At 53.9% G+C, this 26,683-nt stretch carries 19 protein-coding genes and 2 tRNA genes; 5 read left to right on the forward strand and 16 right to left on the reverse strand.

All coding sequences use genetic code 11. The features are described from left to right. Positions 1-52: 52 nt before the first annotated feature. The 7 genes from HMPREF9141_RS07800 to guaB all read right to left on the reverse strand — a co-directional run bounded on the left by HMPREF9141_RS07800 (position 53) and on the right by guaB (position 10,433). Positions 53-1,216, reverse strand: a complete 1,164-nt coding sequence (locus HMPREF9141_RS07800; RefSeq protein WP_007368111.1) for an OmpA family protein — start codon at positions 1,214-1,216, stop codon at positions 53-55. A gap of 429 nt (positions 1,217-1,645) precedes the next feature. Further along, positions 1,646-3,517: a DNA mismatch repair endonuclease MutL gene (mutL, locus tag HMPREF9141_RS07805; protein WP_007368112.1), complete on the reverse strand. Its 1,872-nt coding sequence runs from the start codon at positions 3,515-3,517 to the stop codon at positions 1,646-1,648. An 11-nt stretch (positions 3,518-3,528) separates the two neighbouring features. Further along, positions 3,529-3,816: a hypothetical protein gene (locus HMPREF9141_RS07810; protein WP_040554694.1), complete on the reverse strand. Its 288-nt coding sequence runs from the start codon at positions 3,814-3,816 to the stop codon at positions 3,529-3,531. 236 nt (positions 3,817-4,052) lie between these two features. Beyond that, a complete protein-coding gene (locus HMPREF9141_RS07815) occupies positions 4,053-5,984 on the reverse strand; it encodes an OstA-like protein (protein WP_007368115.1) in 1,932 nt (643 codons plus the stop codon). Then, a complete protein-coding gene (locus HMPREF9141_RS07820) occupies positions 5,981-7,423 on the reverse strand; it encodes a peptidylprolyl isomerase (protein WP_007368116.1) in 1,443 nt (480 codons plus the stop codon). The genes HMPREF9141_RS07815 and HMPREF9141_RS07820 overlap by 4 nt, the downstream gene beginning before the upstream one ends. A 25-nt stretch (positions 7,424-7,448) precedes the next feature. Next, entirely contained in the window at positions 7,449-8,873 is a 1,425-nt protein-coding gene (locus tag HMPREF9141_RS07825; RefSeq protein WP_007368117.1) for a peptidylprolyl isomerase, read from the reverse strand. A 75-nt stretch (positions 8,874-8,948) separates the two neighbouring features. Next, positions 8,949-10,433: an IMP dehydrogenase gene (gene guaB / locus HMPREF9141_RS07830; protein WP_007368118.1), complete on the reverse strand. Its 1,485-nt coding sequence runs from the start codon at positions 10,431-10,433 to the stop codon at positions 8,949-8,951. A gap of 527 nt (positions 10,434-10,960) precedes the next feature. Here guaB and HMPREF9141_RS07835 point away from each other — a divergent pair. Continuing rightward, positions 10,961-11,449 (forward strand): Dps family protein, encoded by a 489-nt coding sequence (locus HMPREF9141_RS07835; RefSeq protein WP_007368120.1) that lies wholly within the window; start codon positions 10,961-10,963, stop codon positions 11,447-11,449. 567 nt (positions 11,450-12,016) lie between these two features. Here the strand turns inward: HMPREF9141_RS07835 and asnS are convergent. From asnS to HMPREF9141_RS07870, 6 genes are all read right to left on the reverse strand, one after another. Then, positions 12,017-13,408 carry an asparagine--tRNA ligase gene (gene asnS, locus HMPREF9141_RS07845; protein WP_040554697.1) on the reverse strand — a complete coding sequence of 464 codons (1,392 nt, stop codon included), beginning with the start codon at positions 13,406-13,408 and terminating at the stop codon, positions 12,017-12,019. A 147-nt stretch (positions 13,409-13,555) separates the two neighbouring features. Then, positions 13,556-15,085 (reverse strand): pseudouridine synthase, encoded by a 1,530-nt coding sequence (locus HMPREF9141_RS07850; protein ID WP_007368123.1) that lies wholly within the window; start codon positions 15,083-15,085, stop codon positions 13,556-13,558. 134 nt (positions 15,086-15,219) lie between these two features. Beyond that, on the reverse strand, positions 15,220-16,566 hold the full coding sequence (gene purB / locus HMPREF9141_RS07855) for an adenylosuccinate lyase (protein ID WP_007368124.1): 1,347 nt from the start codon (positions 16,564-16,566) through the stop codon (positions 15,220-15,222). A gap of 162 nt (positions 16,567-16,728) precedes the next feature. Next, positions 16,729-16,803 (reverse strand) — tRNA-Val (locus HMPREF9141_RS07860). Positions 16,804-16,850: 47 nt separating this feature from the next. Further along, positions 16,851-16,925, reverse strand: a tRNA-Val gene (locus tag HMPREF9141_RS07865). Between the two features lie 872 nt (positions 16,926-17,797). Next, complete coding sequence (locus HMPREF9141_RS07870) at positions 17,798-18,295, reverse strand: DUF2335 domain-containing protein (RefSeq protein ID WP_050788045.1); 498 nt, start codon at positions 18,293-18,295, stop codon at positions 17,798-17,800. 707 nt (positions 18,296-19,002) lie between these two features. Between HMPREF9141_RS07870 and HMPREF9141_RS07880 the strand changes: the two genes are divergently transcribed. Then, positions 19,003-19,437 carry an HU family DNA-binding protein gene (locus tag HMPREF9141_RS07880; protein WP_007368129.1) on the forward strand — a complete coding sequence of 145 codons (435 nt, stop codon included), beginning with the start codon at positions 19,003-19,005 and terminating at the stop codon, positions 19,435-19,437. Positions 19,438-19,751: 314 nt separating this feature from the next. Here HMPREF9141_RS07880 and cysK read toward each other — a convergent pair whose 3' ends face one another. After that, entirely contained in the window at positions 19,752-20,699 is a 948-nt protein-coding gene (cysK, locus tag HMPREF9141_RS07885) for a cysteine synthase A (RefSeq protein ID WP_007368130.1), read from the reverse strand. Between the two features lie 19 nt (positions 20,700-20,718). Further along, positions 20,719-22,005, reverse strand: coding sequence for an O-acetylhomoserine aminocarboxypropyltransferase/cysteine synthase family protein (locus HMPREF9141_RS07890; RefSeq protein WP_007368131.1), 1,287 nt, complete (start codon positions 22,003-22,005; stop codon positions 20,719-20,721). 472 nt (positions 22,006-22,477) lie between these two features. Here HMPREF9141_RS07890 and HMPREF9141_RS07895 point away from each other — a divergent pair, with 472 nt between their 5' ends. The 3 genes from HMPREF9141_RS07895 to HMPREF9141_RS07905 all read left to right on the forward strand — a co-directional run bounded on the left by HMPREF9141_RS07895 (position 22,478) and on the right by HMPREF9141_RS07905 (position 25,268). Next, positions 22,478-23,296, forward strand: a complete 819-nt coding sequence (locus tag HMPREF9141_RS07895) for an AAA family ATPase (RefSeq protein ID WP_007368133.1) — start codon at positions 22,478-22,480, stop codon at positions 23,294-23,296. A 21-nt stretch (positions 23,297-23,317) separates the two neighbouring features. After that, on the forward strand, positions 23,318-24,349 hold the full coding sequence (locus HMPREF9141_RS07900; protein WP_007368134.1) for a DUF4435 domain-containing protein: 1,032 nt from the start codon (positions 23,318-23,320) through the stop codon (positions 24,347-24,349). Between the two features lie 130 nt (positions 24,350-24,479). Then, positions 24,480-25,268 (forward strand): Fic family protein, encoded by a 789-nt coding sequence (locus HMPREF9141_RS07905; protein WP_040554975.1) that lies wholly within the window; start codon positions 24,480-24,482, stop codon positions 25,266-25,268. Positions 25,269-25,292: 24 nt separating this feature from the next. Here the strand turns inward: HMPREF9141_RS07905 and HMPREF9141_RS07910 are convergent. Next, positions 25,293-26,683: DEAD/DEAH box helicase family protein (locus tag HMPREF9141_RS07910; RefSeq protein WP_169309945.1), on the reverse strand; the 1,391-nt coding region annotated here is incomplete at its 5' end.

A 26,683-nucleotide genomic window follows, 5' to 3' on the forward strand; every position in this document is an offset into this window, starting at 1 on the left:
AAAGTGCTTCCTTTTACGGGAAGCACTTTTTTTATGCGTGATAAATAGAGGATTACTCTGTAACCTGAACAGTAGCGCGACGGTTGAAGGAGATAGGAGACAGAGTCTCTACACCACCCTTGCCGACTGCGGTAATCTTGCTGTTCTCAACGCCCATCTTGACGAGCTCGTTGGCAACCGTGTTGGCACGACGCTCAGAAAGCTTCTGGTTGTAAGCAGGAGTACCTGTTGCGCTGTCAGCATAACCTGTAACGAGGAGGCTGTTGTTGTTGTCCTTTGCATACTTTGCAAGAGCCTGAACGTTTACGAGATCCTTCTGAGAAGCGATGGTAGACTTGTTGATGTTGAAGAAGACGGAAACCGGTGTGTTGACCAGCTGCTTGACAGACTCTGATGTTGTCTCTACCGGCTTCTGGTTGGCAAGCTGGTCACGGAGACGGGCATTCTCTGCCTCTGAGTCGCGGAGCTTTGCGTTGAGTGCATCGAGGGCTGCCTGGTGCTGTGCGTTGATGGCCTCTACATCCGGAACCTTGTTCCAAGTGCCCTTGCCGAGGTTGAAGTTCAGACCTACCTCTGCGTAGAGGTTGTTGTCGTGAGACTCCCAGCCGCGTGCCTTGGTCGTAGCCTCTGCGACACCGTCGAGGTCACCCTCGTAGCGGTTCCATCCTGCCTCGAGGTAGACACGCATTGCCTTGCAGACCTTCCATGAAGACTGGACACCTGCGCTCAGCCCCATTGCATAGCGGTCGGCAGACATAGAACGGCCGACACCGGCACCTGCGAACGGAATGAGGTTCCATACACGGTTCTCATTGTAACCGCAGAGGAGGTTGCTCAGGTTGAACATTACCTGCTCCTGCGCAAGCCAGTACTTGTTGCCGTTGTCGAGGCGGGAAGCCGGGTTGAAGCTGGCACCTACACGCTTTCCCCAGATGCCCTGTACCTTTGTACGGAGACCGAGACCCGGTGTGAACCACTTACCTACGGCAATGGAAGCACCTGGGTTTGAACGGAATCTCTTCAGTGGGCTGATTGCGGCATCACGGCCGTGCTCCTGGTTTGAATACCATGCATTCCAATCTGCACCAACCTGTATGAACCAGTTGCTCCAGAAAGAATTTGTTGCGACACTGTACTTCTCAGTAAGTGTCTCATTCTGAGCAAAGCCAGTCATTGTACAACCGGCTAATGCCAAAACCATAAATAACTTTTTCATAACCTTATTTATTTAACAATCTAAATTTGTTCACCTCTTCTTTAATGGATGTGATCTTATCATTCACACCAGGATCATGTGCAAAGATAGTAATTTAATTCTAACTATAATATTATTTCTCAAAAAAATCACACTTTTAACAAAGTGCCCCCTCTAAGATTTTCCTTTTTGTCCACCTTTTTTCCTTAATAGGCAGGTACCAAAAGGGTTATGAAGGGTTGGCGGGATGCTTGTCCCGGTCTGTTCTAAGGATTTCATACCGGAATACCGGTACCGTGGAAGCTGCCAGTAGCTGGGTTTCCGGTCTGTCTGCTGAATGCGAGGATGTTTGTCTCAGAACCGTATGTTGGATGATCAACAAGTGCCCCTTCTCGAGGGGTTCGTGCAAGGGAGTTCGGCAGAGATCCCGCACCTGTATGGATCCGGATTCTATCGGTCGAACAGGTGCTCGATGTCCTGCTGTTTCATGATGGCGATCACCGGCTCTCCCGAGGGGGTGTAGTTGACGTTGTCGCAGGCGAAGAGTTCGTTGACGATGTTGTCCATCTCGGCATTGCCCAGAACCTGTCCCTGTGGAATGGCGGCATTGCGTGCAAGACTGAGCGCCAGGGCATGGTCGATGTCCGCTTTCACGCTCGTGCCGCTGTCTACCGCCGCCGTCACCATCTCACGGATGAGTGCGACGACGTTCAGCCCCTCAATGCCGGCCGGGACGGCATTGACGGCATAGCTTCCACCGCCGAGGCTGTCGAGCTGGAATCCCATCTCCCTCATCTCGGGCAGGATGCTGTCGAGGGCAAGCTGGTCGGCGGCAGCGAACTGCACCATCTCCGGGAACAGCACTTTCTGCGAGTGTGGCTTGTGCTCGGACAGCTGGCGGAGGTAGGATTCATAGAGGATGCGGATGTGGGCGCGGTGCTGGTCGATGATCATGAGCCCGGACTTCACCGCCGTCATGATGTAGCATCCTTTGTATTGGTAATGGGAAGGGGCTTTGTCTTCTATCATCGACTCCATGGCCGGCTGTGTCGCCATGGAGGAGACGACCGTCTCTCCGTCTGTTCCGGTACCGGCCGTCTCCCCCTCCTGCCGGTCAAAGAGCTGTGACTGCTGCGGTCCGGCATCAGAATCCAGCCCTGGATACAGGTTCTCCCATCCTTTCGGGGATGCGGGACGGGCGGGTCTGGCGGTCTGCTTGAAAGGATTGTAAGCAGGATTGAAGTCTATTTTCGGGGCGGTTGTTCCTGTCGTGGGATTGAAGACCGGGATGTCCGGTTTTCCTTCTGTGTCGAAGTCGATGGCAGGGATGTCGTTGAAGCGTCCTACCGCTTCCTTGACGGCGGCGAGCAGTATCTGCCAGATGGCCTGTTCGTTCTCGAACTTTATCTCGGTCTTGGTCGGATGGATGTTCACGTCGATGTTCTCGGCCGGCACTTCGAAGTAGAGGAAGTACGGCACCTGTTCTCCCTGCGGGATGAGCCGGTCGAAGGCGGTCAGGACGGCCTTGTGGAAATAGGGGTGCTTCATGTACCGTCCGTTGACGAAGAAATACTGGTGAGGAGCCTTCTTGCGGGCGGACTCCGGTTTGCCCGCGAAGCCATGGATACGGCAGAGGCTTGTATCGGCGTCTATCGGCAGCAGGTCCTGGTTGAGCCGTTTCCCGAACACTTCCACGATGCGCTGGCGGAAGTTGCAGGAGCGGAGGCAGAAGAGCTCCGTGCCGTTGCTGTGCAGGGTGAAGGCTATCTGGGGACAGACCAGCACAATGCGTTCGAAGGCGGTGATGATGTTGTTCAGCTCGGTGGTGTTCGACTTCAGGAACTTGCGGCGGGCAGGAACATTGAAGAAGAGGTTCTCGACCAGGAAGTTGCTTCCTGCCGGACACGAACAAGGCTCCTGCCCCGTAAAACGACTGCCGGCGATAGACAGATGTGTCCCGAGTTCTTCGGCCTCCATGCGGGTCTTCAGCTCGATCTGTGCGACGGCGGCGATGGAGGCCAGTGCCTCGCCGCGGAACCCCATCGTATGGAGCGAAAAGAGGTCGTCGGCCTTGCGGATCTTGGAAGTGGCATGACGCTCGAAAGAGAGCCGTGCATCGGTCTCCGACATGCCTTTTCCATCGTCGATCACCTGGATGGACGTACGTCCGGCATCGGCTACCAGCACATTGATGTGCTGCGCCCCGGCATCAATCGCGTTCTCCACCAGCTCCTTGACGACCGAGGCCGGCCGCTGGATGACCTCGCCGGCTGCTATCTGGTTGGCTACGCTGTCTGGTAAAAGTTGTATGATGTCACTCATGAACGGTCCGTTTAAAAGATGAACAATAATAAGGTGAGCAGGGCGATGACGCCTGCGGAGAGTATCAGCGATGTCCACATCGCCGTATAGCGGTTGTGCCGGCGGCGGAGCAGTCCGGGCTTCAGAGAGCCTCGTATCCTGCGTTGTAACGCTTCGCGGGATGCGGCTTCCGGCCCGGATTCTCCGTCGGGCTGATGCTGCGCGCGCTGTTCGAGGTCGTGGAGAAACGCTTTGCGGTCGTCCACATACATGTATTCGTGGTGGAAGCGGCGGGGATGTGATGACGGGAGGAAAAGCATAGGGGGAGTTGAAGAGGGGGAAAGGGTTTAAGGGAGTCAAGCCGGCAGCTTTCGAGACTGGCCGTTAGGTGCGGAGGAGACAGATGGACTTCCGGGGCAGGGGGCGGGAAAGTTGTTCCCGACCCATTGGGAACCCTGTTCCCGGCCGTCGGTACTCCGGTTCCCAAGGTCTGGTACTCCTGTTCCCAGCCGGTTGGGAACGGTCCGGCTGCTCCCGGGCCTGTTCCTGTCCGGTGTCATTCGATATGTTGTCGGGGCGGCAGGGAGACCCGTGCATTGCGTACCGTCGCGCTCGTCTTGCGTGCGGCGCGGCGGAAGATGTCGTTCTTGTCTTTCGGACGTACCTCGTCGAAGAGCTCGAAATGGGGGAGCGTCAGCCGGTCGGGCGGAATCTGCGTCATCGGACTGATGACCCCGTCCGACTTCGACATCCATATCTTCTGCAGCTTCCGAAGGGGAGAGATGTACATCCGGAGCGTATCCGTCTCGGTATAGTCGTGCCCGATGAGCGTGCTGTCCTTGTCGGTATGGTAGAACACCACCTCCACATTTCCCCATGCGTCTATGCGCCGCACGGCTCCGTCGACGAAGTCGGCCCGCATATCCCGGGACGAGATCTGGTTGTAATGTTTCCTGTCGGGCAGCGTCTCTATCGAGAAGGCATTGCCGTAGACGTAGGCCTGGCGGATGGTTGAATCGTTCATGTAAGCCTTGATGGAGTCGCCCACCAGCTGCCGGTTGCCGCTCCACACGATGGGGTAGTCGTAGAGGGTCACGCACGAGTCCTTGGTGTTGGCGACCAGAAAGCCGCATACCGTCTGTACGTCGGTGCGGTAGGCGCGGACGTTGTTCACGCCGTATATCTCACGGTACATCCCCGGGGTATTCATGTGAAAACCCTTCATGCTGATGGTGTCGGCGTGTACAAAGAGCGTGTCGCCCTGTGAGAAGTCCTTGGCGACAGGGCCGGGCTTGCCGCCGAAAGCGATGGCCGCGGAATCCGTGTAGTGCAGATAGTCGCCCGAGAAGGCGTGCTTTCTTTTGTAGTCGATGTAGTAGACGTCGCCCTCGCCCGTCCCCTCGCGCGTATTGCTGTTGTAGGTGAGGTCGCGTCCGGTCACGGTGCGCTGTTTCAGCCGGTCCACGATCTTCACGTTTCCGTGCCCTTCGCTGTAGCCGGTCTTGGCGTTGTAGGTTACCTCGTCGCCTGTAATCACCCGCTGTGCTTTACGGTCGTCGATCTTCACATTTCCGCGTGCGTTGCTGTGTCCGGTCTTCTCGTTGTAGAAGACATCCTGGCCGATGATGGTACGGTTGTTCGCCTTGTCGACGATCTTCACATTGCCGTGGCCTTCCGCATCCCCTGTCGTACTGTTGTAGACGATGTTGTCGCCCTCGACATCCTGCCTGGGAGAGGTGATGGTAGAGTGTCCGTTCAGCTCCATGTGGTCGGTCTTGCTGTTGTAAGTCCCGTCGTTTGTGTGTATCACCTCGCCCTTGGCGGTACGGATGACCGACTTCCCGACGACATGGACAAGTCCTGTCTCCGTGTTGCCGTGGGCTTCCGGCGTGTTGATGCGGTACTTGGGCGTGAACATGACGACGTTTCCGAAGAAGTTGGCCTCATGGGTCTCCGTATTGTAATCGCCTTCATCGGCGACGACCGTATTGCCGTTGTAGACGAGCGTGCCGCGTCCGCCGAAGTAGTTGGCTACCTTGGAGGCCAGATTGTAGTCCAGACTGTCGCAGCGGAGGGAGCGCCCCGGCTGCCGCACGACCACGTTCTTCCGGGCATGGACCAGCTGGGAGAAACCGTCGTAGTGGATGCGCTGGCAGTCGATGGACACGCCGCCGGGACGTGTGATGTGGACACGCCCGAAGGCCTTGAACCAGTTGGCTTTCTCGTTGAAGTAGGCGCTGTCGCACTTGAGCGTCGTGCCCTTGTAGCGGAAACGGACACTGCCCTTGGCAATCTGCACGTCGGTCATCACCATCTGGTTGTAGCGGAGGTTGTCGGCATGGTCGATATAGAACTTGCTTCCTTTCTTCTCCACCGTTTTCTGTGCCCGGAGCGGTTGGGACTGCCATAGCCCAAACAGGCATAGAATCAGGATGCCCAGGATTCTATGCCCGCAATGTGTATCTTTATGCCTGCTGTCTGTCGTCATTTAAACCAACCTTCGTACTGGAATTTACAACTTTTATAGCGAGGATTGATCCTTACATAGGTCTCTTTCACCTTCTTCACGACCCAGTCGTGGAGGATGTCTTTCCTGCGCTGTGCCGTAACGATGTCGCGCATCGCCTGGAAGTCTTCGGTGATGGTGGCCCTGTGCTCCGGTATCCGCTCCTTCAGCTTCACGATGGCGCAGACGACCTTTCCGCGGGGGTTGACCATCTGGAACGGCTGGGAGACCTCGTCGACCTTCAGCGTGTCGACGATGCGTGCCACCTCGGTCGGCAGGTCCTTCATCTTGAAGCGTGACGTGCGGGCGTTCTCGGACGAGTTGACCATCAGTCCGTGGTTGTTCTTGGTGTCTTTGTCGTCCGAGAGGTAGGCGGTCGCGTCCTCGAAGGTGAACTTCCCGTTCCGGATGTCTCCCCCGATGGAGTCCAGCCGCTCCTTGGCCGCGTCGATGGAGGCCATGGACACGTTCGGCTTCAGCAGGATATGGCGGCAGTTCACCTTGTCGCCGCGGCGGTCGATCAGCTGGATGATGTGATAGCCGAACTCGCTCTCTACGACCTTCGACACTTTCTTGGGGTCGGTGAGGTTGAAGGCGGCGGCGGCGAATGTCGGGTCGAGCATGCCCCGTCCCATATAGCCCAGCTCGCCTCCCTGGCGGGCAGAGCCGGGGTCTTCCGAATAGAGACGTGCCAGCGTGGCAAAGGAGGTCTCGCCCTTTGTGATGCGGTCCGTATAGTCGCGCAGCTGGTTCTTGATGCGGTTGATCTCTTCCGGCTCGACCTTCGGAGTCTGTGTGAGAATCTCCACCTCCACCGTCGTCGGAATCATCGGGATGCTGTCTACCGGAAGTTTCCGGAAGTATTCGCGCACTTCGGCAGGCGAAACCTTCACGTCGCCGACGAGTTTCTCCTGCATCTTCTGCACGAGCTGGCGGTTCTTGTAGTCGTCGTGCAGGTCCTGGCGGATCTGCGCCATGCTCTTGTGCTGGAACTCTTCGAGTTTCTCCTTGGAACCGATCTGCGGCAGGGAGATCCAGTAGTTGATCTGCTGGTCGATGCCCTGTGCGATTTCCGACTCCGTCACCTCGATGCTGTCGAGGGCCGCCTGGTGGAGGAATAGTTTCTGCACGGCAATCTGTTCGGGCAGCACACATTCGGGATCGCCGTCCCACTTCATGCCTTCCGCCTCGCCCTGCAGCTTCATGATTTCCACTTCCGACTTCAGGATGGGTTCGTCGCCCACTACCCAGATGACCTCGTCTACGACGTTGTTCGCCCTGTCTGTCGCTGCCGGTACGGTCTTCAGCGAGTCTGACAGTGTACCCGGTCCGGCGGTCCGGTAGGAACCGGCGTGCAGTCCCATCGCCGTGAGGACTGTTCCTGCAAGCAGGACAATCGTTTTTCTTTTATTTATCTTCATTGATATATGCTGTATGATCTTTCTGTTAATGTTTGTTGACCGTGGAAAGCACGGCCTTGTCGACTACGACCTTGTATTTCCTGCGAAGCGAAGCGACCCATTCCTTCTCCAGTTCTCCCTGGTAGTCCGAGATGACGAGGTCGCGCACGTCGTCCAGCCCCTCCGGTGCTTTGATCTTCTTGCCGAAGACGGCATCAATAGGATAGCCTTCGACCGGTGTGGCTGCCGTTTCCTGTCCGAATATCTCACGGTCTATGAGGGCGTTGTCGCCCTTGCGGAAGATTCCCTTCTCGACCCGGATGCGGATGTTGCCGTCCTTGTTGAACGTATCGCGCAGCCGTTCTGCCCACTTGCTGAAGGGCAGCCCTTTCACGCATGCTTTCACGGCATCCACGTCTGCCTGTTTCTTTACGTGGTAGGCGATACCCTTGAAACGTGGTTCGGCCCACTTATATTGTTTCCTGTGCTTGCGGTAATACGCCTCCAATGCCGTTTCGTCCTTGGCAGCCTTGTCCCAGACGGTGCGGTTGCTCATCTCGACCATCAGCAGGCCGTCGTGGTATTCACGGACAAGATGCTTCAGGTCGGCGTCCTTCTCTTCCAGTTCTGCAAGTTTCCGGTCCAGTATCTGCTCCTGTGTGACCTCCTTCCCGCCGGCCTGGGCGAGGGAGTCCAGCCGCTGGCTGATGATCTGGTCGCGCAGGCCGCGCATCTCGATGTACTGCATGATGTCCGCACGGAGCGAATCGTAAGGAGGAAGCTCCTCGTGCCCGATCATCTTGATGATGTGATAGCCGAAGGGGGAAAGCACCGGACGGCTTGTTTCCCCGGGCTTCAGAGCCAGCATGGCCTTCTCGAACTCGGCCACGGTCTGCCCTTTCTGAAGGCCGGGCAGGTCGCCGCCGTTCTTGGCAGAACGGGTGTCCGTGGAATATTTCTTTGCCAGTTCCGTAAAGTCGGCACCCTTCTGGAGAGCCGTATAGAGGGAGTCTGCCAGCTGTCTTGCTGCATTCTCTTCCTCTTTTGAGGCGCGCTGTCTCATTCCCACGAGGATGTGCGCACAATGCCACAGCCCTCCGTTGGCTTCGATCTGCCGCCGGGTGTCGCGGTATATCTTTCGTGCTTCGGCCTCGACATCGGCGTCTCTGATGAAGGCCGGGCGTATCTGCTGGTCGCGGTAGCCGAGAAACTCCTTCTTGAAGGAGGACAGTGTGTCAAGGCGGGCATCGAGGGCCGCCTGCACCTTCAGCTTATAGTCGATGAAAAGCGGCACGTATTCGTCTATGCTTTTCTTGTCAATGACTCCGTCGGAATTGTTTTTATTGTACGAATATTCAAACTCCGAACGGCTCACCGGCTGTCCGTTGATGGTCATTAGGGTAGGGTCTGCCTGCCCGTATGCCGTCGTGGCGGAGAGCAGTGCGGCTGATAGTAGTGCCTTGAATTTCATTGTTGTGATTAAGAAACGCACATACCCTCTCCCCTGGCAGAACAGAGAAGAGGGCGGATGGTTGACGGTCTGTTTTTATTCCGGACGGGAATAGTTCGGTGCTTCGCTGGTGATGGTGATGTCGTGCGGGTGGCTCTCCATCACGCCGGCATTGGTGATGCGGGTGAACCTGGCACTGTGCAGGTTCCCGATGGATGCCGCACCGCAGTAGCCCATGCCCGAGCGCAGTCCGCCGACGAGCTGATAGATGACCTCCTGCACTGTCCCCTTGTAGGGTACACGGCCGGCAATGCCTTCCGGGACGAGCTTCTTCGCATCCCGGATGTCGTTCTGGAAGTAGCGGTCACGCGAGCCGTTCTTCTGTTCCATGGCCTCCAGCGAGCCCATGCCACGGTAGCTCTTGAACTTTCGTCCGTTGAAGATGATGGTGTCGCCCGGCGACTCTTCCGTGCCGGCGACGAGCGATCCGATCATCACGCTGCTGCCGCCGGCTGCCAGTGCCTTGACGACATCGCCCGAGTAGCGCAGTCCGCCGTCTGCAATCAACGGCACGCCTGTTCCCTCCAGCGCCTTGTAGACATCATAGATGGCCGTAAGCTGCGGTACGCCGACGCCGGCTACGACGCGTGTGGTGCAGATGGAGCCGGGGCCGATGCCCACCTTGACGGCATCAGCGCCGTTGTCAACGAGGAACTTCGCCGCCTCGCCTGTCGCAATGTTCCCTACGACGACATCGAGATCGGGGAAAGCGGCCTTCACATCGTGCAGCTTGCCGATCACGCCGGCAGAGTGTCCGTGGGCTGTGTCGATGACGATGGCGTCCACACCAGCGGCCACCAGGGCCTGTGCACGCTCCATCGTATCGCCTGTGACGCCGACGCCGGCGGCCACGCGCAGGCGGCCTTTCTCGTCCTTGCAGGCCATGGGCTTGTCCTTGGCCTTGGTAATATCTTTATAGGTAATCAGTCCCACGAGGCGGTTCTCACGGTCGACTACCGGCAGTTTCTCGATTTTGTTTTCCTGCAGAATCTGTGCAGCGGCCGTAAGGTCGGTCTGCTGATGGGTGGTGACGAGGTTTTCCTTTGTCATCACCTCGTCGATGAGCTTGTCCAGATGGCGTTCAAAACGGAGGTCACGGTTGGTGACGATACCTACGAGATGGTTCTCCGCGTCGACGACAGGAATGCCGCCGATATGGTAGTCGGCCATCATGTCGAGTGCATCTTTCACGGTGCGTCCCTGACGGATGGTGACGGGGTCGTAGATCATTCCGTTCTCGGCCCGCTTCACGATGGCGACCTGGCGTGCCTGGTCCTCGATGGTCATGTTCTTGTGGATGACGCCGATACCGCCTTCACGTGCAATGGCGATCGCCATCGAGCTTTCTGTCACGGTGTCCATGGCCGCCGTCACGAAAGGTACGTTGAGGTCGATGTGCCGCGAGAACTTGGTCTTCAATTCCACCTCTTTGGGCAGCACTTCTGAATAAGCCGGGATAAGGAGGACGTCATCGTAGGTCAGACCGTCCATCATGATTTTTTCTGCAACAAATGATGACATAATTGTATTTTAGAAATTTATTGCATGCAAATTTAGCAATTTAAATCCAAACAGACAGTGTTTTTCTTTTTTTCCATTCCTTAATTAAAGCTATTTAACGGCATACACCTGCTCGGAGTAACTGTTCAACGAACAGTGATGGCTATCGTTATTTTTGTATGGTCCGGATAGATTTGTTTTATTTCTTGTTAAAGCCCGGCCGGAGGAAGGTGTTCTTCGGGGCGGGCGTGTTGATGAATATAGATGAGTGTTTTCTCCGAATCTAAGCGACCGACCTATGGACTTTTCCGCCGGGCAGACTTTGTTCTCTTCACAGCGGTCGACTGCCACTCGGATTGTATTTTTGAGCTGCGGTTGAAAATGAATGCCGTCGTTTTATAATGAATAAAATCCTGCTGGTCAATAGAATACGGATATTGATAGAAATAATCTATCAATAGAATAGACACAGTCTGTTGTCTGAAGAAGATTAAAAGACTATCTTTGCATTCGAATCGATTAAATAACTTAACAGAAAGGTTTTAGCAATGAGAACATCAGATTTTTTAGGTTTAGATGAGAAGAAGGTACAGTACGTGGTAAAGGAACTCTCCGTATTGTTGGCTGACCTTCAGGTGTATTATAGTAATCTTCGCGGTTTCCACTGGGACGTGAAAGGGCATGGTTTCTTTGTAATGCACAGCAAATATGAAGAGCTTTACAACGATGCAGCCGAGAAAGTGGATGAAGTGGCAGAACGTATCCTCCAGCTGGGCAGTGCGCCGGAGAGCCGTTACAGTGCTTATTTGCAGACATCTGAGATCAAGGAAGCCGGTGTCGTGAGCTGTGCCAAGGAAGGAATTGATCTTCTTCTTGATTCTTACAAGACTTTGATCGCCCGGGAACGTAAGATCATTGAGCTTGCATCCGATGCCAAGGACGAAACGACGGTCTCGCTGATAAGCGACTTCCTGAGGGAGCAGGAGAAGACGGTCTGGATGCTCGTTGCAGTCAGATCGCAGAGCTGTGCTGAATAATTCGGCAGGAACAGGGCACTGTCTATAGGGCAGGCTCTGGAGGACGTGGAACATAGAAGGTCTGTCCTGGGGCAGACAAAAGCCTCGGGCACACCTCCTCACGTTCCTCCATAAATAAACAGCCATATCCTGGCAGGTAATGCCTCGATATGGCTGTTTTTGTCAGAATATTTCTTGTTTCAAAATCTGCTGACGGTGAGTTGCGTTCCAATCGGGCACTACTTGCGTCTCAATTGGTGCTTGGTTGGAGGGCAAGTAATGCTTGATTCGGATGCAGATGGGCGTAGTTTTCAAGAGCAATCGTAAGCTGCTGATTTCGTGTCGTCTGCAAGTGGATATTGAGTTCCTTCTTTCCGTCCTTCAGGCAGGACGGAAAGCAATTGCTGTAAGGATATTTCAAACCCGGCAGCCCATGTGTCCATCTGGGAATCGGCAGAGTTCTGCAGGAGAATCATACCTGTGAAAGTGTGCAGAAACAGAACAGGGGCACACAAAAACTGTGTGTCCCTGTTTCTACATGGGGCGGTCTGTATGCCGCTCCTTTGTTTCTTTGTGCAAGAAGAATCTTCAGAACTCTGCGTTCTTCGGTGTGCGTGCGAACGGAATTACGTCGCGGATGTTCTGCATGCCGGTAACGAAGAGGATAAGCCGTTCGAAGCCGAGACCGAATCCGCCATGAGGGCAGGTCCCGTACTTGCGGGTGTCGAGATACCAGTCGTATACCTCACGCTTCATGCCACGGCTGTCTATCTCCGCAAGCAGTTTGTCATAGTTCTCTTCACGAACAGAGCCGCCGATGATTTCGCCGATGCGCGGGAAGAGTACATCGGTTCCCTGCATGGTCTTTCCGTCGGGGTTCTTCTTCATGTAGAACGACTTGATTTCGCTCGGGTAGTCGGTCATGATGACAGGGCGCCTGAAGTGCTCCTCGACAAGATAGCGTTCGTGCTCGCTGCTGAGGTCCATGCCCCATCCGGTAATCGGGAACTCGAACTTCACGCCGTCGGCGACAGCCTTCCGGAGAATCTCGATGCCCTCTGTATAGGTAAGGCGGACGAAGTCTTCCTTCAAGACACCTTCCAGGCGTGCGATGAGCTCCTTGTCGATCATCTTGTTCAGGAACTCAAGGTCGTCCTTGCAGTTGTCCAGTGCCCACCGGACACAGTACTTGATGAAATCTTCCTCCAGGTCCATCAGCTCGTCCTTGTCGATGAAGGCGACCTCCGGCTCGACCATCCAGAACTCTGCCAGATGGCGGGGCGTATTGGAGTTTTCGGCACGGAACGTCGGCCCGAATGTGTAGATGGCACCGAGTGATGTCGCGCCCAGTTCGCCTTCCAGCTGTCCGGAAACGGTGAGATTCGTGCGCTTTCCGAAGAAATCTGCATTGTAGTCAACCTTTCCTGACTTGGCGATGCGGTCGAGGTCGAGTGTCGTCACCTGGAACATATTGCCGGCTCCCTCTGCATCGCTGCCTGTAATCAGCGGGGTATGGAAATAGTAGAATCCATGCTCATGGAAGTACCTGTGGATGGCGATGGCCATGTTGTGGCGGATGCGGAAGACTGCTCCGAAAGTGTTTGTACGCAGACGCATATGCCCGTACTTGCGCATGTATTCGAAGCTCTGTCCCTTTTTCTGCATGGGATAGTCGCTTGGACAGAGACCGTAGATTTCGACTTCCTTGCATTGGATTTCGGAAGTCTGGCCTTTTCCCTGGCTTTCGACGAGCGTGCCGACAATACTGATGCAGACCCCTGTCGTGATGCTCTTCAGTTCATCTGCGTCCATCTTTGACGGGTCGACGACTACCTGGATGTTCTTGATGGTGGAGCCGTCGTTCAGTGCGATGAAGTCAACAGCCTTGCTGCTTCTGTGTGAACGCACCCATCCCTTTACGTTGATATCTTTTCCAAAGTCGGTGCAGGCGAGTGCATCGACGATTTTTGTTCTCTTCATTTCTATATGTTGTAATTGAATGCTCCTTGTCCCTCCCATGGAGTTTTATCCTCCCACATCCCCTCCTTCTGAGGGGCTTGTGGAGGCTTTCAGTGGAGTTTTATCCTACTATATTCTCTCCTTCGGGGAGGTTTCGGAGAGGCCTTTTTATTCAAATGCCCCCATGCGCAGCATATCCACTTCCTTCTCGGTGAGGAAGCGCCAGTCGCCACGACGTACATTCTTCTTCGTCAGACCGGCGAACTGTACACGGTCGAGCTTGACAACGCGATAGCCGAGACTCTCGAAGATGCGGCGGACGATGCGGTTCTTGCCGCTGTGGATTTCGATGCCCACCTGTGTCTGGTCCTGTGGGTCGGCATATTCAATGGCATCGGCCTTGATCTCACCGTCCTCAAGCTCGATGCCGTCAGAGATTTTCTGCAGGTCGTTGGCTGTGACCGGCTTGTCGAGGAACACATGATAGACCTTCTTCTTCAGGAACTTGGGATGGGTAAGCTTTGAGGCAAGGTCGCCGTCGTTGGTAAGGAGCAGCACACCTGTCGTGTTACGGTCCAGGCGCCCTACAGGATAGATACGTTCCGGGCAGGCTCCCTTCACGAGGTCCATGACCGTCTTGCGCTGCTGCGGGTCATCGCTCGTGGTGACGTAATCCTTCGGTTTGTTCAGAAGGACGTACACTTTCTTCTCCAATGATACCGGCTTCTCCTGGAAGAGGACTACGTCGGAGCGCAGCACCTTGCTGCCGAGTTCCTTTACGACTTCTCCGTTTACGGTCACTGCGCCGGAGAGGATGAACTCGTCAGCCTCACGGCGTGAGCATACACCGGCATTGGCAAGGTACTTGTTCAGGCGGATCGGCTCGTTCGGGTCGAAGTTCTCCTCCTTGTACTCAATCCGCTTCTTGAGCGAGTATTTAGCATTCGGGTCATAATCAGCTGTACGCTGGCGATAACCGCCCTGGTTGTAGCCGCCGCGGTTCTGGTAGCCGCCGCGGTTGTTGTACCCCCGGTTCTGGTAACCGCCCCGGCTGTTGTATCCGCCCCGGCTGTTGTTATATCCCCGGTTCTGGTATCCGCCCCGGTTGTTGTATCCGCCCTGCCGTGGCTGATAGCCGCTCTGGTTTGCCTGGTAGCTGTTGTTTTCCTCACCTTCAGCTCCGTTGTTGGCATTGTAGCGAGGGCGGTAGGGTCTCGGCTGATAACCGTTCTCGTCGTTGTTGTAACGAGGGCGGTAACCGCCCTGCTGCGGCCGGCTGTTGTATCCGCCCCGGTTGTTGTATCCGCCCTGCCGTGGCTGGTAGCCGCCTTCTTCTCCGTTATTGTTGTTGTAATGAGGCCGGTATCCGCCCTGCTGCGGCCGGTTGTTGTATCCGCCGCGGTTGTTGTTGTAGCCGCCGTAGCTGTTCTGGCGTGGCCGGTAGCCGCCCTGCTGCGGCCGGTTCGCGCTCTGCAGACCAGATCCGAAACCCTCCGGACGGAATCCGCCTTCGTCGTTGCCGCTGTTTGTCTTGTTGCTGCTGTAGGCACGCTGGCTGTGAATACGCGGCCGCTGTGTGCGTCCTGTTGTGCCACGGTACTCTCTCTGATAGCCGCTTTGACCGGCTGCCGAATAGCCCTCCCGGCTGTTCTCGTTCTGCTCAGACTGAACTTCTTTGTTCTCGAATTCTTCTGCCATAATTGTTTTATTTTTGGTTTTGATGTTACTGGCCTCACGGCCAATGATAGTTGTTTTATTTGTTTGTTTATAAATGGAACTCCGTTTGTCGGGAGTTACCCGGTTGCTGTTTGTAGGTCTTTACGAAGAAGTGGTTAAATTCCCGTATAGTTGTGCGGGGTGATCGCCATCAGTTCTTCCTTCACGCTGTCGCTGACATTGAGCGTGCGGATGAACGCATGGATGGTCTCCTCGGTCATCTTCTCGTTTGTGCGGGTGAGCGCCTTCAACGCTTCATAAGGATGCGGATAGGCTTCACGGCGCAGGATGGTCTGGATGGCTTCGGCCACGACGGCCCATGTGTTGTCAAGGTCCTCGCTCAGCTTCTTCTCGTTGAGGATGAGCTTCCGCAGGCCTTTCAGCGTACTTTGGATGGCGATGATGCTGTGTCCGAGCGGTACGCCGACGTTGCGCAGTACGGTGGAATCCGTAAGGTCGCGCTGCAGGCGGCTCACCGGCAGCTTCTGTGCCAGGAACTGCAGGATGGCGTTGGCTATCCCGAGGTTTCCCTCGCTGTTCTCGTAGTCGATGGGGTTCACCTTGTGCGGCATGGCGCTTGACCCTACCTCGCCGGCCTTGATTTTCTGCTTGAAATAGTCCATCGAGATGTACATCCAGAAGTCACGGTCCAGGTCGATGATGACGGTGTTGATGCGGCGGATGGCATCGAACACGCCGCCCAGATGGTCGTAGTTGCTGATCTGTGTCGTCCACTGCTCACGCTCCAGTCCCAGCTTCTCACTGACGAAGCGGTTGCCGAAGGCACGCCAGTCATACTGCGGATAAGCCACGTGATGGGCGTTGAAGTTGCCCGTGGCACCGCCGAACTTGGCTGTCAGTTTGCAGCTGCGCAGGGATGCGAGCTGCTCGGACAGGCGATAGACATAGACCTCGATCTCCTTGCCCAGTCGGGTGGGGGAGGCCGGCTGTCCATGTGTCTTCGCCAGCATCGGCACATCCTTCCATTCCCCGGCGTATTCCTTCAGCTGTGCGATCAGCTCCTTGACCTGCGGATAGAACACCTCTTCGAGTGCTTCCTTTACTGACAGCGGGACGCTTGTGTTGTTGATGTCCTGCGAAGTCAGGCCGAAGTGGATGAACTCCTTGTAGGCCTCCAGGCCGCCGATCCTGTCAAACTCTTCCTTGAGGAAGTATTCAACCGCCTTCACGTCGTGGTTGGTCGTCTTCTCTATTTCCTTTACCCGTGCCGCCGAAGCCTCGTCGAAGTTGCGGTAGATGTCACGCAGCGGCTCGAAGAGCGTACTGTCGAAACTTTCCAGTTGCGGCAGGGGCAGCTCGCACAGCGTGATGAAATACTCGATTTCGACACGTACCCGGTAACGGATGAGGGCATACTCGGAAAAATAGTCGGCAAGGTGTTCGGTCTTGTTTCGGTAGCGACCGTCAATGGGAGAAACGGCTGTTAATGTGTCGAGGATCATAACGATGTTGATTAATATGGTGCAAAATTAACAATAAAATCAGTAACAGCGCAAATAATAATAATAATATTCTGAAAAGAATGCAGATAAATTCTCAATAAAATAAAAAAGACCTCACAACGGGCGTTGCAAAGTCATTCCTCTTTCTTATATATTAAAAGGTGGGCGTTGACGGATTCGAACCGCCGACCCTCTGCTTGTAAGGCAGATGCTCTAAACCAGCTGAGCTAAACGCCCTTTAAAATTCCCTGCAACCCCGAAAGGTCACAGGGAAACACCCCTTGTGGGCGTTGACGGATTCGAACCGCCGACCCTCTGCTTGTAAGGCAGATGCTCTAAACCAGCTGAGCTAAACGCCCCTACTTTTTGTAAGGCGAGTGCAAAGGTAGGGAAAGATTTTGAATCTCGCAAACAAATGAAAGATTATTTAAAGGAAAAAGTTGTTTTCCCCTGTTTTTTCGGTCCTCCCGTTAAATCCGTAGACTGGAAATAAAGGCTTATGCACTTGCATGGCATGACCGTCCAGAGTCAGGTGGGCTTACAATAGAGGATAAACTACAAGATAAAATGCAGGAAGAAAAATTGATACGATGCCTGTCCATCAGCCTTTCTTTCCGTCTTCTACAAACAACTTTTTTTCCTATCATCGGTATTTGTAAATTGTTTTCATGCAATGCAAAGCAACACATGCTCTTCTGGATTCTAAAAGATGCCTGATTGACTTGCAACTGGTGCTCTGTTAGAGCGTTACCAACGCCCTTTTGGAGCCCAATCAAGCACCTTTTAAAACTGGCTTGACAACCAATTGGTTTACTGTTGGTTGCAGACTTGCTTTTTTGCACGTATTTCCTATATCTGCAGATGATTTATCTGAAATTATGTAATGACTTTTCAAAATCTTATCTGTATTCTCAACGTATGAAAATGAAAAGATCTTTGTATCGGAGGATGATAACAGGATGGACAGCTGACGTTGATGCCCGACACCGAACGTGTTGTTGGTAAACCTGCTTGCCGTCTGTTGCCTGAACGGGAACAGCCTGTGGTAAAAGCCAAGGGGCGATGTGCTTTATTGGATGAGGAGAAGCCTGCTTTCCCAAAGCCGATGAGGGACTGCCGGTTGAAAGGAGGTTGCGCATTGAAATCCATGATATTTAAGTTTTCTCGGACAGTAATAATTTCTAAAGGGCGGGCTCCGCAGTTTGTTCTTATTATTACACTCCCTTGGAAATTATTCTCCTTCCGTCTCTTTCTCACGTGGATTCTGCCGTAACACAAAGATTACGGACAAGCCAATGGCTGCTGTCATCATCGCTCCTGCAACCCAATCGTGTCCATAGGATGCCAATAACGTGGAGATTCCTATGAGGATCAAGACAATAGAATAACCCATCCACTGGCCACGACGGCTTTCCACTATCCCGCTTTTCACGATGCTTTCTTCTGTATGTATGCGGTGGAGCGCCTGCTGCTCGGTCATGGACAGAATCCGTTCCGGCGCATTGGGAATCACCTCGCCGTAGGCTCTGAAGTCTTCGGGAGCGGGAAGCGGACCGCGGAAAGTGCGTTCAGTTTCCATCGCCATGAAGGCTTTCACAATGATGGTACGCTGTTCGGGATCGAGCGTGTCGAGCACTTTGTTGACATCCGTTATTTCCTCTGACAACGTTTCGTTGCAGGTAGCCATAGAAGAGATGTGCTCAGTCTCTTTTCGTTCTTTTCCTTCCATTGACCAGCTGTTTGATCACCGTATCCATGTCCTGGGCAATGACCCTTGCGTCGCGCTGCAGGTCGTCCATGTTATTTCCGTGAAGATATTGGGCAAAACGCTTTCTGGGAGTCATGCCCAATGCGGAAAGGATGCCAGTCTCCCTTGTCGGCCTCTGTGAAAGAAGCACTGATGTGGATGTCCGTTTATTACCTGTCTGCCGTAGAATCTTCATGTTGACGATGATGTTATGATATAAACATGCCGCAAAATTAAGTATTTCCGTTGATATTTCAAAATGGAACGAAATATTTTTGCGTGACGCAAACGAAAATCCCCTTGAATACTTGGATGAACAAACGCAAGGAAGTCCCACCCTGATTGTATTGTCGCCGGAGGCTTGTTCTCACTTTCTCATGACGTTCAGTTTAAGAATGTCCTAAACGTCTGTGCGGATATAGGTGGACTCTATGGAATCAGCCAATTCTCAAGAGTCGTTCTGTCTGCGGACTTAATGTGAGGCATCCATTAGGGGCTGTCCTAAAAAGTTTGTGGTAGTATACTGGTATTATGAAATCCGTCTTTGAAAACCTGCCTTAAAGATTGTTTTAGTGCTTGCCCAAGGTAGAATGGCCCTGTAAAATAGTTTATTTTTATCTTGTCCGAACAGTTTATTTTGCTTATATTTGCAGTGGTTTTACAGAAAGGGAACAGATAAGCATAATGTTATGGCAGTAGAGATAAGATTGGAACAGAGTAAGTTCAAGGACAAGAAAGGTGCTGGCAAGTGGTATGCCCGCACGGTCAGTACGGGTGTCGTGACGACAGAGGAACTTGCCGATGCCATTCAGGAGAACACATCGTTCTCGCGTGGCGACGTGCGCGGGCTTGTCATTGCGCTGGTGGATGAAATCTCCTACCGGCTGCGTGAGGGAGAGACGGTGGTTCTTGAAGGTCTCGGCCGTTTCCATCTCACCGTGGAGAGTGATCCGGTAGACAATCCCGAGGATTTCGATATCAGGAAGCACGTCAAGAACGTGAAGTGCCGTTTCGTACCCACCAGTACCCGCAATGCCCGCACGGGGAAGAAAAACCAGACCCTTGCCTACGGTGCGCGTGTGGAGTGGGCGGAGCCGGAAGAGGACGAAGAGGAGGATGATTAAAAGGCCCGCCGGCGGGTCCCTCCCGCTGAAAACGACTGTGGGAAATCATCGGCCGGGCATGGATTTGATATTGTACAGAGAGGGTGTGTCAAAACCCGATTCCAACTGAAGACAGCTGTCATTTGTAAAGGACAACCGCTACCAAAGAGTTAAGAACTCGATGATGGCGGTTGTTCTGGTGTTTATGAGGGTCTGAGACGGTCAATAGGAAAGGGGTCTTTCTGACTCCTGAGTTTTGGAGCATCCTCATCCGCAGTGCCCGGAACCGGCTTCCGTAGGGAGGAAGCAGATCGCAGACACTGTGAGGGGAAAAGTTAAAGAGGATATTCCTCAAAAGCGTAGAGGACGGTCGAGAGGTAACGCTCGCCCGTGTCAGGGAGAAGGGCCACGACGGTCTTGCCTGCATTCTCCGGCCGGCGGGCTATCTCGGCGGCCGCAAAGGCGGCCGCTCCGGAAGAGATGCCGACGAGCAGACCTTCCTGCTGTGCCAGCTGGCGGCCGGCGAGGATGGCCTGATCGTTCTCAACCTCGAACACTTCGTCTACGTATTCCTTGCTGTAAGTCGCCGGTATGAAGCCGGCTCCGATACCCTGTATCTTGTGCGGTCCGCTTTTCCCGCCGCTCAGGACGGGCGATGCGGCCGGTTCTACGGCAACGATCTTGACAGCCGGATTCTGTTCCTTGAGGTAACGTCCGATGCCGCTGACGGTGCCGCCGGTCCCTACGCCTGCTACGAAGACATCCACCTTGCCGTCGGTATCCCGCCATATCTCCGGCCCTGTCGTGCGGTAATGCCGTTCCGGATTGGCCTGGTTCTCGAACTGCTGGAGGATGACGCTGCCCGGAATGGAGCTGCGCAGTTCTTCGGCAGCCTTGATGGCCCCCTTCATGCCGTCCTTCCCGCTGGTCAGCTTCACCGTGGCACCGTATGCTTTCACAAGATTCCGCCGTTCGACGCTCATCGTCTCGGGCATGGTCAGGATGAGCCGGTAGCCTTTCACGGCCGCCACCAGTGCCAGTCCGACTCCCGTGTTTCCGCTGGTCGGTTCGATGATGGTCGCACCGGGCTTCAGCTGTCCTTTCGCTTCGGCATCTTCTATCATTGCCAGTGCGATGCGGTCCTTCACGCTGCCGCCGGGATTGAAATATTCTATCTTTGCGAGGATGGGCGTTTCGAGCCCCTTCCCTGCAGAGAACTTACGGAGTGCCAGCAGCGGCGTGTTCCCGATAAGTTCTGTGAGTCTGTCTGCTGTCTTTGCCATGATGTTGTCGTTTTAATTTTTACTTTATCGCCTCGAAAGCCTGGTCGAGGTCGGCGATAATGTCTTCATAATGCTCTGTGCCGATGGAGAGGCGGACGGTGTTCGGGTAGATGCCCTGGCCGGCGGCCTCCTCCACGCTCAGTTCGGAGTGTGTGGTGGAGAGCGGATGGATGACGAGCGACTTCAGGTCGGCCACATTGGCCAGCAGGGAGAACACCTTGAGATGGTCGATGAAGTCGAATGCCTTCTGCTGGTCGCCGTCGATCTCGATGGTGAAGATGCTGCCTGCGCCGTTGGGGAAGTAACGCTTGTAGAGGTCGTGGTTGGGATGGGAAGCCACGGCCGGATGGTTGATCTTCTTGACCAGCGGCTGTTTCTCCAGGTATTCCAGTACCTTCCTGGTGTTGTATACGTGCCGTTCCACCCGCAGGCTCAGTGTCTCCAGCCCCTGCAGCAGCAGGAAGGCATTGAACGGAGAGATGGCTGCTCCCTGGTCGCGCAGCAGCAGTGTGCGGATGCGTGTTGCGAACGGTGCGGGCACGTCGCCGAAGACAAGGCCGTGGTAAGAAGCGTCCGGCTTGTTGAAGCCCGGGAACTTCCCGGGGTCTGCCTTCCAGTCGAAGGTGCCGCCGTCGACGATGACACCGCCGAGGGAAGTCCCGTGGCCGCCGATGAACTTTGTGGCGGAATGTACGACGACATCGGCACCGTGTTCTATCGGGCGGATCAGGTAAGGTGTGCCGAATGTGTTGTCTATCAGCAGCGGCAGGCCGTGGCGGTGGGCGATGTCGGCCGACCGTTCGATGTCGGAGATGTTGGAGTTGGGGTTGCCCAGCGTCTCGATGTAGACCAGCCGGGTGTTGTCCCGGATGGCTGCCTCCAGTTCCTCGTAGTTGTCAGGGTCGAAAAAGGTAGTGCTGATGCCGTATTTGCTCAGCGTGTGTGCCAGGAGATTGTACGTGCCGCCGTAGATGGTCTTGGAGGCGACGACATGGTCGCCGGCGAAGGCGATGTTGGTGATGGCGTAGGTGACGGCCGCTGCACCGGATGCGACGGCGAGTCCTGCCACACCCCCTTCGAGCGCAGCGATACGCTCTTCAAAGGCTGTCTGTGTCGGATTGTTCAGCCGGCCGTAGATGTTGCCGGTCGCCTTGAGCGCAAAGAGGTCGGAAGCGTGCTGACAGTCGTTGAAGACGTAGGAGGTCGTCTGGTAGATGGGCACGGCACGTGAACCTGTCGCCGGGTCGGCCTGTTCCTGTCCTGCATGGAGCTGGAGTGTCTCGAAGTGATACTTTTGTTTTGCCATAAAACTGGGTTTCCTTTCTTTTCTGTTCCTTCCGTGGACCTTAATGAGAGGGCGGAGGGGAAACGGTTAATACATTTATTGATATTAATTCTCTGCCGGTCACGTGTCACATCGGGCATCCACGCCCCGGATGTAGCTTGTTTGCGGTTGCAAAGGTACGGACTTTTCCCGATGCGTGGAATACTCCACTTGTGTTATTTTCCCTACCATGAATGTGGTATTTATGGGTGACGGCCGTGGCGGCAGAGCCACCTGTCGCATTGCGGCAGCCTGTTGGGGTAAATCGGCAGCCTGTCGCCAACAGATTGGCGACACATTGCCAAAGGACTGCCGACAGGTATGTCCGTAGGCGGATGCTGTCTGTGCCAGGTGCTTTCAAACCGGCCTTGTGCAATTAAAATATCAGTCTCGCATTGCCATTCGGATAAAAAACATTATATTTGCATGACTGTTGTCATCAATCTCTACGATTATGCAGAAATACGCTGATTACATAGAAGAAATCGAGATCGACTCGCTCTGGAGCGGAAAGAAGCACATCCGGTGGACGCTGGACCGGCAGGTGAACATCCTGAGCGGCATCAACGGCGTGGGCAAGAGCACCATTCTGAACAAGGTGGTTCGCAGCCTGTCGCAGGGCGGCGAGTTCCCCAGCCACTCGCTCAAGGGCGTGCGGCTGAAGGTCTGTCCGGACGATGCGCGGTGGATACGCTACGACATCATCCGCTCGTTCGACCGTCCGCTGATGGCCTCGGACAGCATCAGCAAGGTAAATACCGCCCTCGTCACGGAACTTGACTGGCAGCTCTTCCAGCTTCAGCGCAAATACCTCGACTACCAGGTGAACATCGGCAACCGCATCATAGAGACCTTGCAGGGGGGAGAGGCTGACGCCGCGGAGAAGGCACAGCGCATATCGCAGCCTAAGAAGCGGTTTCAGGACATTCTGGACGACCTGTTCACCGAGACCGGCAAGAAGATTGTCCGGTCGGAGAATGAAATCCGCTTCTCGCAGATGGGAGAGACGCTCGCCCCCTATCAGCTGTCGAGCGGCGAGAAGCAGATGCTGGTCATCCTGCTGACAGTGCTGGTGGAAGACAATAAGGATTATGTCCTCTTCATGGACGAGCCGGAGGTGAGCCTGCATATCGACTGGCAGAAACGGCTCATCGACCTCATTCTGGAACTGAACCCGAACGTACAGATCATCCTTGCCACACACAGTCCGGCCGTCATCATGAACGGATGGATCGACCGTGTGACCGAGGTGACGGACATCACTGACAAATGACGGCAGAAAGGGGGATGAACGATGGGAAGAAGACTGAGCGACAACCTTTCGTCGGCCTACATTGAAGCGGCGAACCGGCTGAACGGGAAGCACGCGCGGAGGAAGATCATCGCCTACGTGGAAGCGTATGACGACATCTTCTTCTGGCGTACCGTACTGAGTGGATTCGAGAATGAGGAACGCTACTTTGAAGTGATGCTGCCGTCACGGATCAACCTGACGAAGGGGAAGCGGTCGGTGCTGATGAACCTCGTTTCGAAGAACATGGGCGAGAACATGATTGCCTGTGTGGATGCCGACTACGACTATCTTCTTCAGGGAGCCACGCCTCTGTCGGCGGAGGTGAACGGCAACCCCTATGTCTTCCACACATACGCATACGCCATCGAAAACCTGCAATGCTATGCACCGAGCCTGCACGACGTGACGGTGGCCGTGACGCTCAACGACCATGCCCTCTTCGACCTGGAGGAGTTCCTGAAGCAGTACAGTGAGATAGTCCATCCGCTCTTTGTGTGGAGCATCTGGCATTATCGGTGCGGAGTCCACCGGAGGTTCACCATCTCCGATTTCAACAGGGTGGTGGAGATAGGCAGCTTCTCTCTGCGGGGAGCAGCGAACTGTCTTCAGCATCTGCGCCACAAGGTTCAGATACGGGTACGGCAGCTGCAGCGTGAGAATCCCGGTGCGAAGGAGAGTTTCCTCAGGCTCAAGGATGAACTGCGGCTGCTGGGCGTGACGCCGGAGACCACCTACCTCTATGTGCAGGGACATCATCTTTTCGACAACATCGTCGTCCCGGTGCTGAAGCGTGTCTGCGACCGTCTGATCCGTGAGCGGGAAGAGGAGATAAACCGCAATGCCGTACACGATACACAGCGGCGCAACGAACTGTCAAGTTACAGCCACAGTACGGAGGCGGTAGTCCCGATGCTGCGCCGCAACGTGGGCTATGCCGGCTCTGAACCGTTCCGAAGGCTTCGGGAGGACGTGGCCAGATTCCTGGAACAGGCGGCACGGCGGACAGGCGGCATACTGAAGAGCGGCTTCTAAAAAGCCGCCCCGCTGATGGCGCAGCATTGATGTTTATAATTTCAATCCCTTTTATTGCCCGCTTTTTAGCAGAATAATTGTTTTACTCCGCATAAGTTGGTACATTTGCCGTCATAAACACAAGATGATCATGAATAAGCAAGTTTTTTTAGATATACTGGAAGAGCATGGGAAACTGGGCTTCCAAGAACAGATAGACTACGACAAATTCTGTCTGTATTCCATCGTGACACATTCAACGGCCATAGAAGGCTCTACAATGACCGAGATCGACAATCAGCTGCTGTTTGACGAGGGGATTTCTGCCAAAGGTAAAAGCATAGTCGAGCAGAATATGAATCTCGACTTGAAGGCTGCCTATGAAAGAAGCATGGAATTAGCCAGGACCCATACTCCATTTTCTGTTGGCGTATTGAAGCACCTGTCTTCTCTGGTCATGAGAAGGACTGGTGGGGTAGTCAATGGCATGGGAGGCTCTTTCGATTCCTCGCGGGGAGATTTGCGTCTCGTCAATGTAACTGCCGGGGCTGGGGGAAAGACATATTTGAATTACCTTAAAGTACCGCAGAGACTGGCTGTTTTCTGTAGGGAAATGAATGAAAGACGCGAGCAGCTATTAAAGCAGCCTGATGTATATGAACAATACAAGCTGAGCTTCGATGCTCACCTGAATCTGGTAACAATCCACCCATGGGTAGATGGAAACGGAAGGATGTCAAGGCTGGTCATGAATCATCTTCAAAATGAATTTGGGCTTATACCCAGCAAGGTGCTAAAGGAAGACAAGGGGGAATATCTTAAATCCTTGATTTTATCAAAGGAGAAAGAAAGTGAAGTGCCATTCCGGGAGTTTATGTTTGAAGAGCACGCTGGAAATCTCCGTCAGGAGATTGAAAATTACAAGATGTCTATGGAATAGGAGGATTAGGGTGAAAGGTTAACTTCATTTCTTATCCATTAACGCTTCTATCAGTTCTGCGGCTAATCGTGCATTATCTGAAAGTTTAATGATATTGTCTTCTTCTGTTGAGAAACCGAGCAGGTGAATGCCGCCGTACCAGACGATGGAACTGTCGATGATGGCACAACTGTGAGAGAGGGTTTTGTTCGTATTCACAGTGACACCTAATGACTTCAGATAATCGGTCTGTTCGTCAGACTGCTTAGACAGTACAATGATGTTAATGCCATTGACAAGTAAGTTTTTAAGCATATCGGTGAACTGGTTCTGCTGAACATGATACAGCTTCGGAGACGAGATGATAATGGAGTGCTTGGCAGCAAGAAGGTCTTTGCAGAAAAGAACAAAGAATGTCTTGCCATTGAAAATCTGTCCTTCGCTGCTCGATAGGTCAAGGTCGGGTAAAGAATCAAATAATGCTGGAGAAGATACATCTGCCACCTTGTAGCCAATAGAGGCGTAACCTTTCAGGCGGCGTTTGTACATACTGTCATAAACAGGGTGATGAAGGTCAATGTAATCGTAGATACGCACATCTTCTTTGCCGGGGTATTCACGATGAAGCCGACCGGCATACTGTGCCAGAAGTCCCTTCCATGAAATGGGCAGAGCAAGAAACAAAGTGTCTAATCGTGGATAATCAAAACCTTCACCGACATATTTTCCCGTAGCTACAACTACCAGTCTGTTTTCTACCGGGGCAATCCTCAATTGATGAAGTGCGGTCTTTTTCTCTTTAGCAGTGCCGGACCCCGTCAACAGAATGACATCTTTGCCCCTGTCATGCAACATCTGTGAAAGGATTTCAACGTGTGCCGTCCTACTGGTGAGGACCATTGGGATACGCCCGGCATCTACTGCCTTACACACATCATCAACAATCAGATTGTTACGAACCTCATCATCCACCAAAGACTGATAAAGCGAGCTGATATTCTGTTTATCTTCTGTAAGTGGCCGGAAAGATGTAAACCGAGGAATAAAGTAACGATGGAAACCTTGCTGTGCCATCAGGCCTGCTGCATCGGCAGAGAACCGGATAGAGCCGCACTGCATAAAAATAATGGGCTGATGATAGTCTTTCCTAATCGGTGTAGCAGTTAATCCATACACGTAACGAGCCGTCACGCCTTTCAACACACGCTCAAAAGTAACGGAAGAGACATGGTGACACTCATCAACTATCACCATTCCATAATCACGTACAAACGGTTTCACCTCATCTCCATCTAAACACGATTGCATCAAGGCGATGTCTATCATTCCATGTAAGACATTACCTGTAGAATCAAGACAACCAATAGGCGAAAATGCCTTATACCTTCCTCTTCTTTTCGGGCGATCTGGCTTTTGATAATCAATATTAACCTCAA

This window comes from Prevotella multiformis DSM 16608 (assembly GCF_000191065.1).
Lineage (GTDB): Bacteria > Bacteroidota > Bacteroidia > Bacteroidales > Bacteroidaceae > Prevotella > Prevotella multiformis.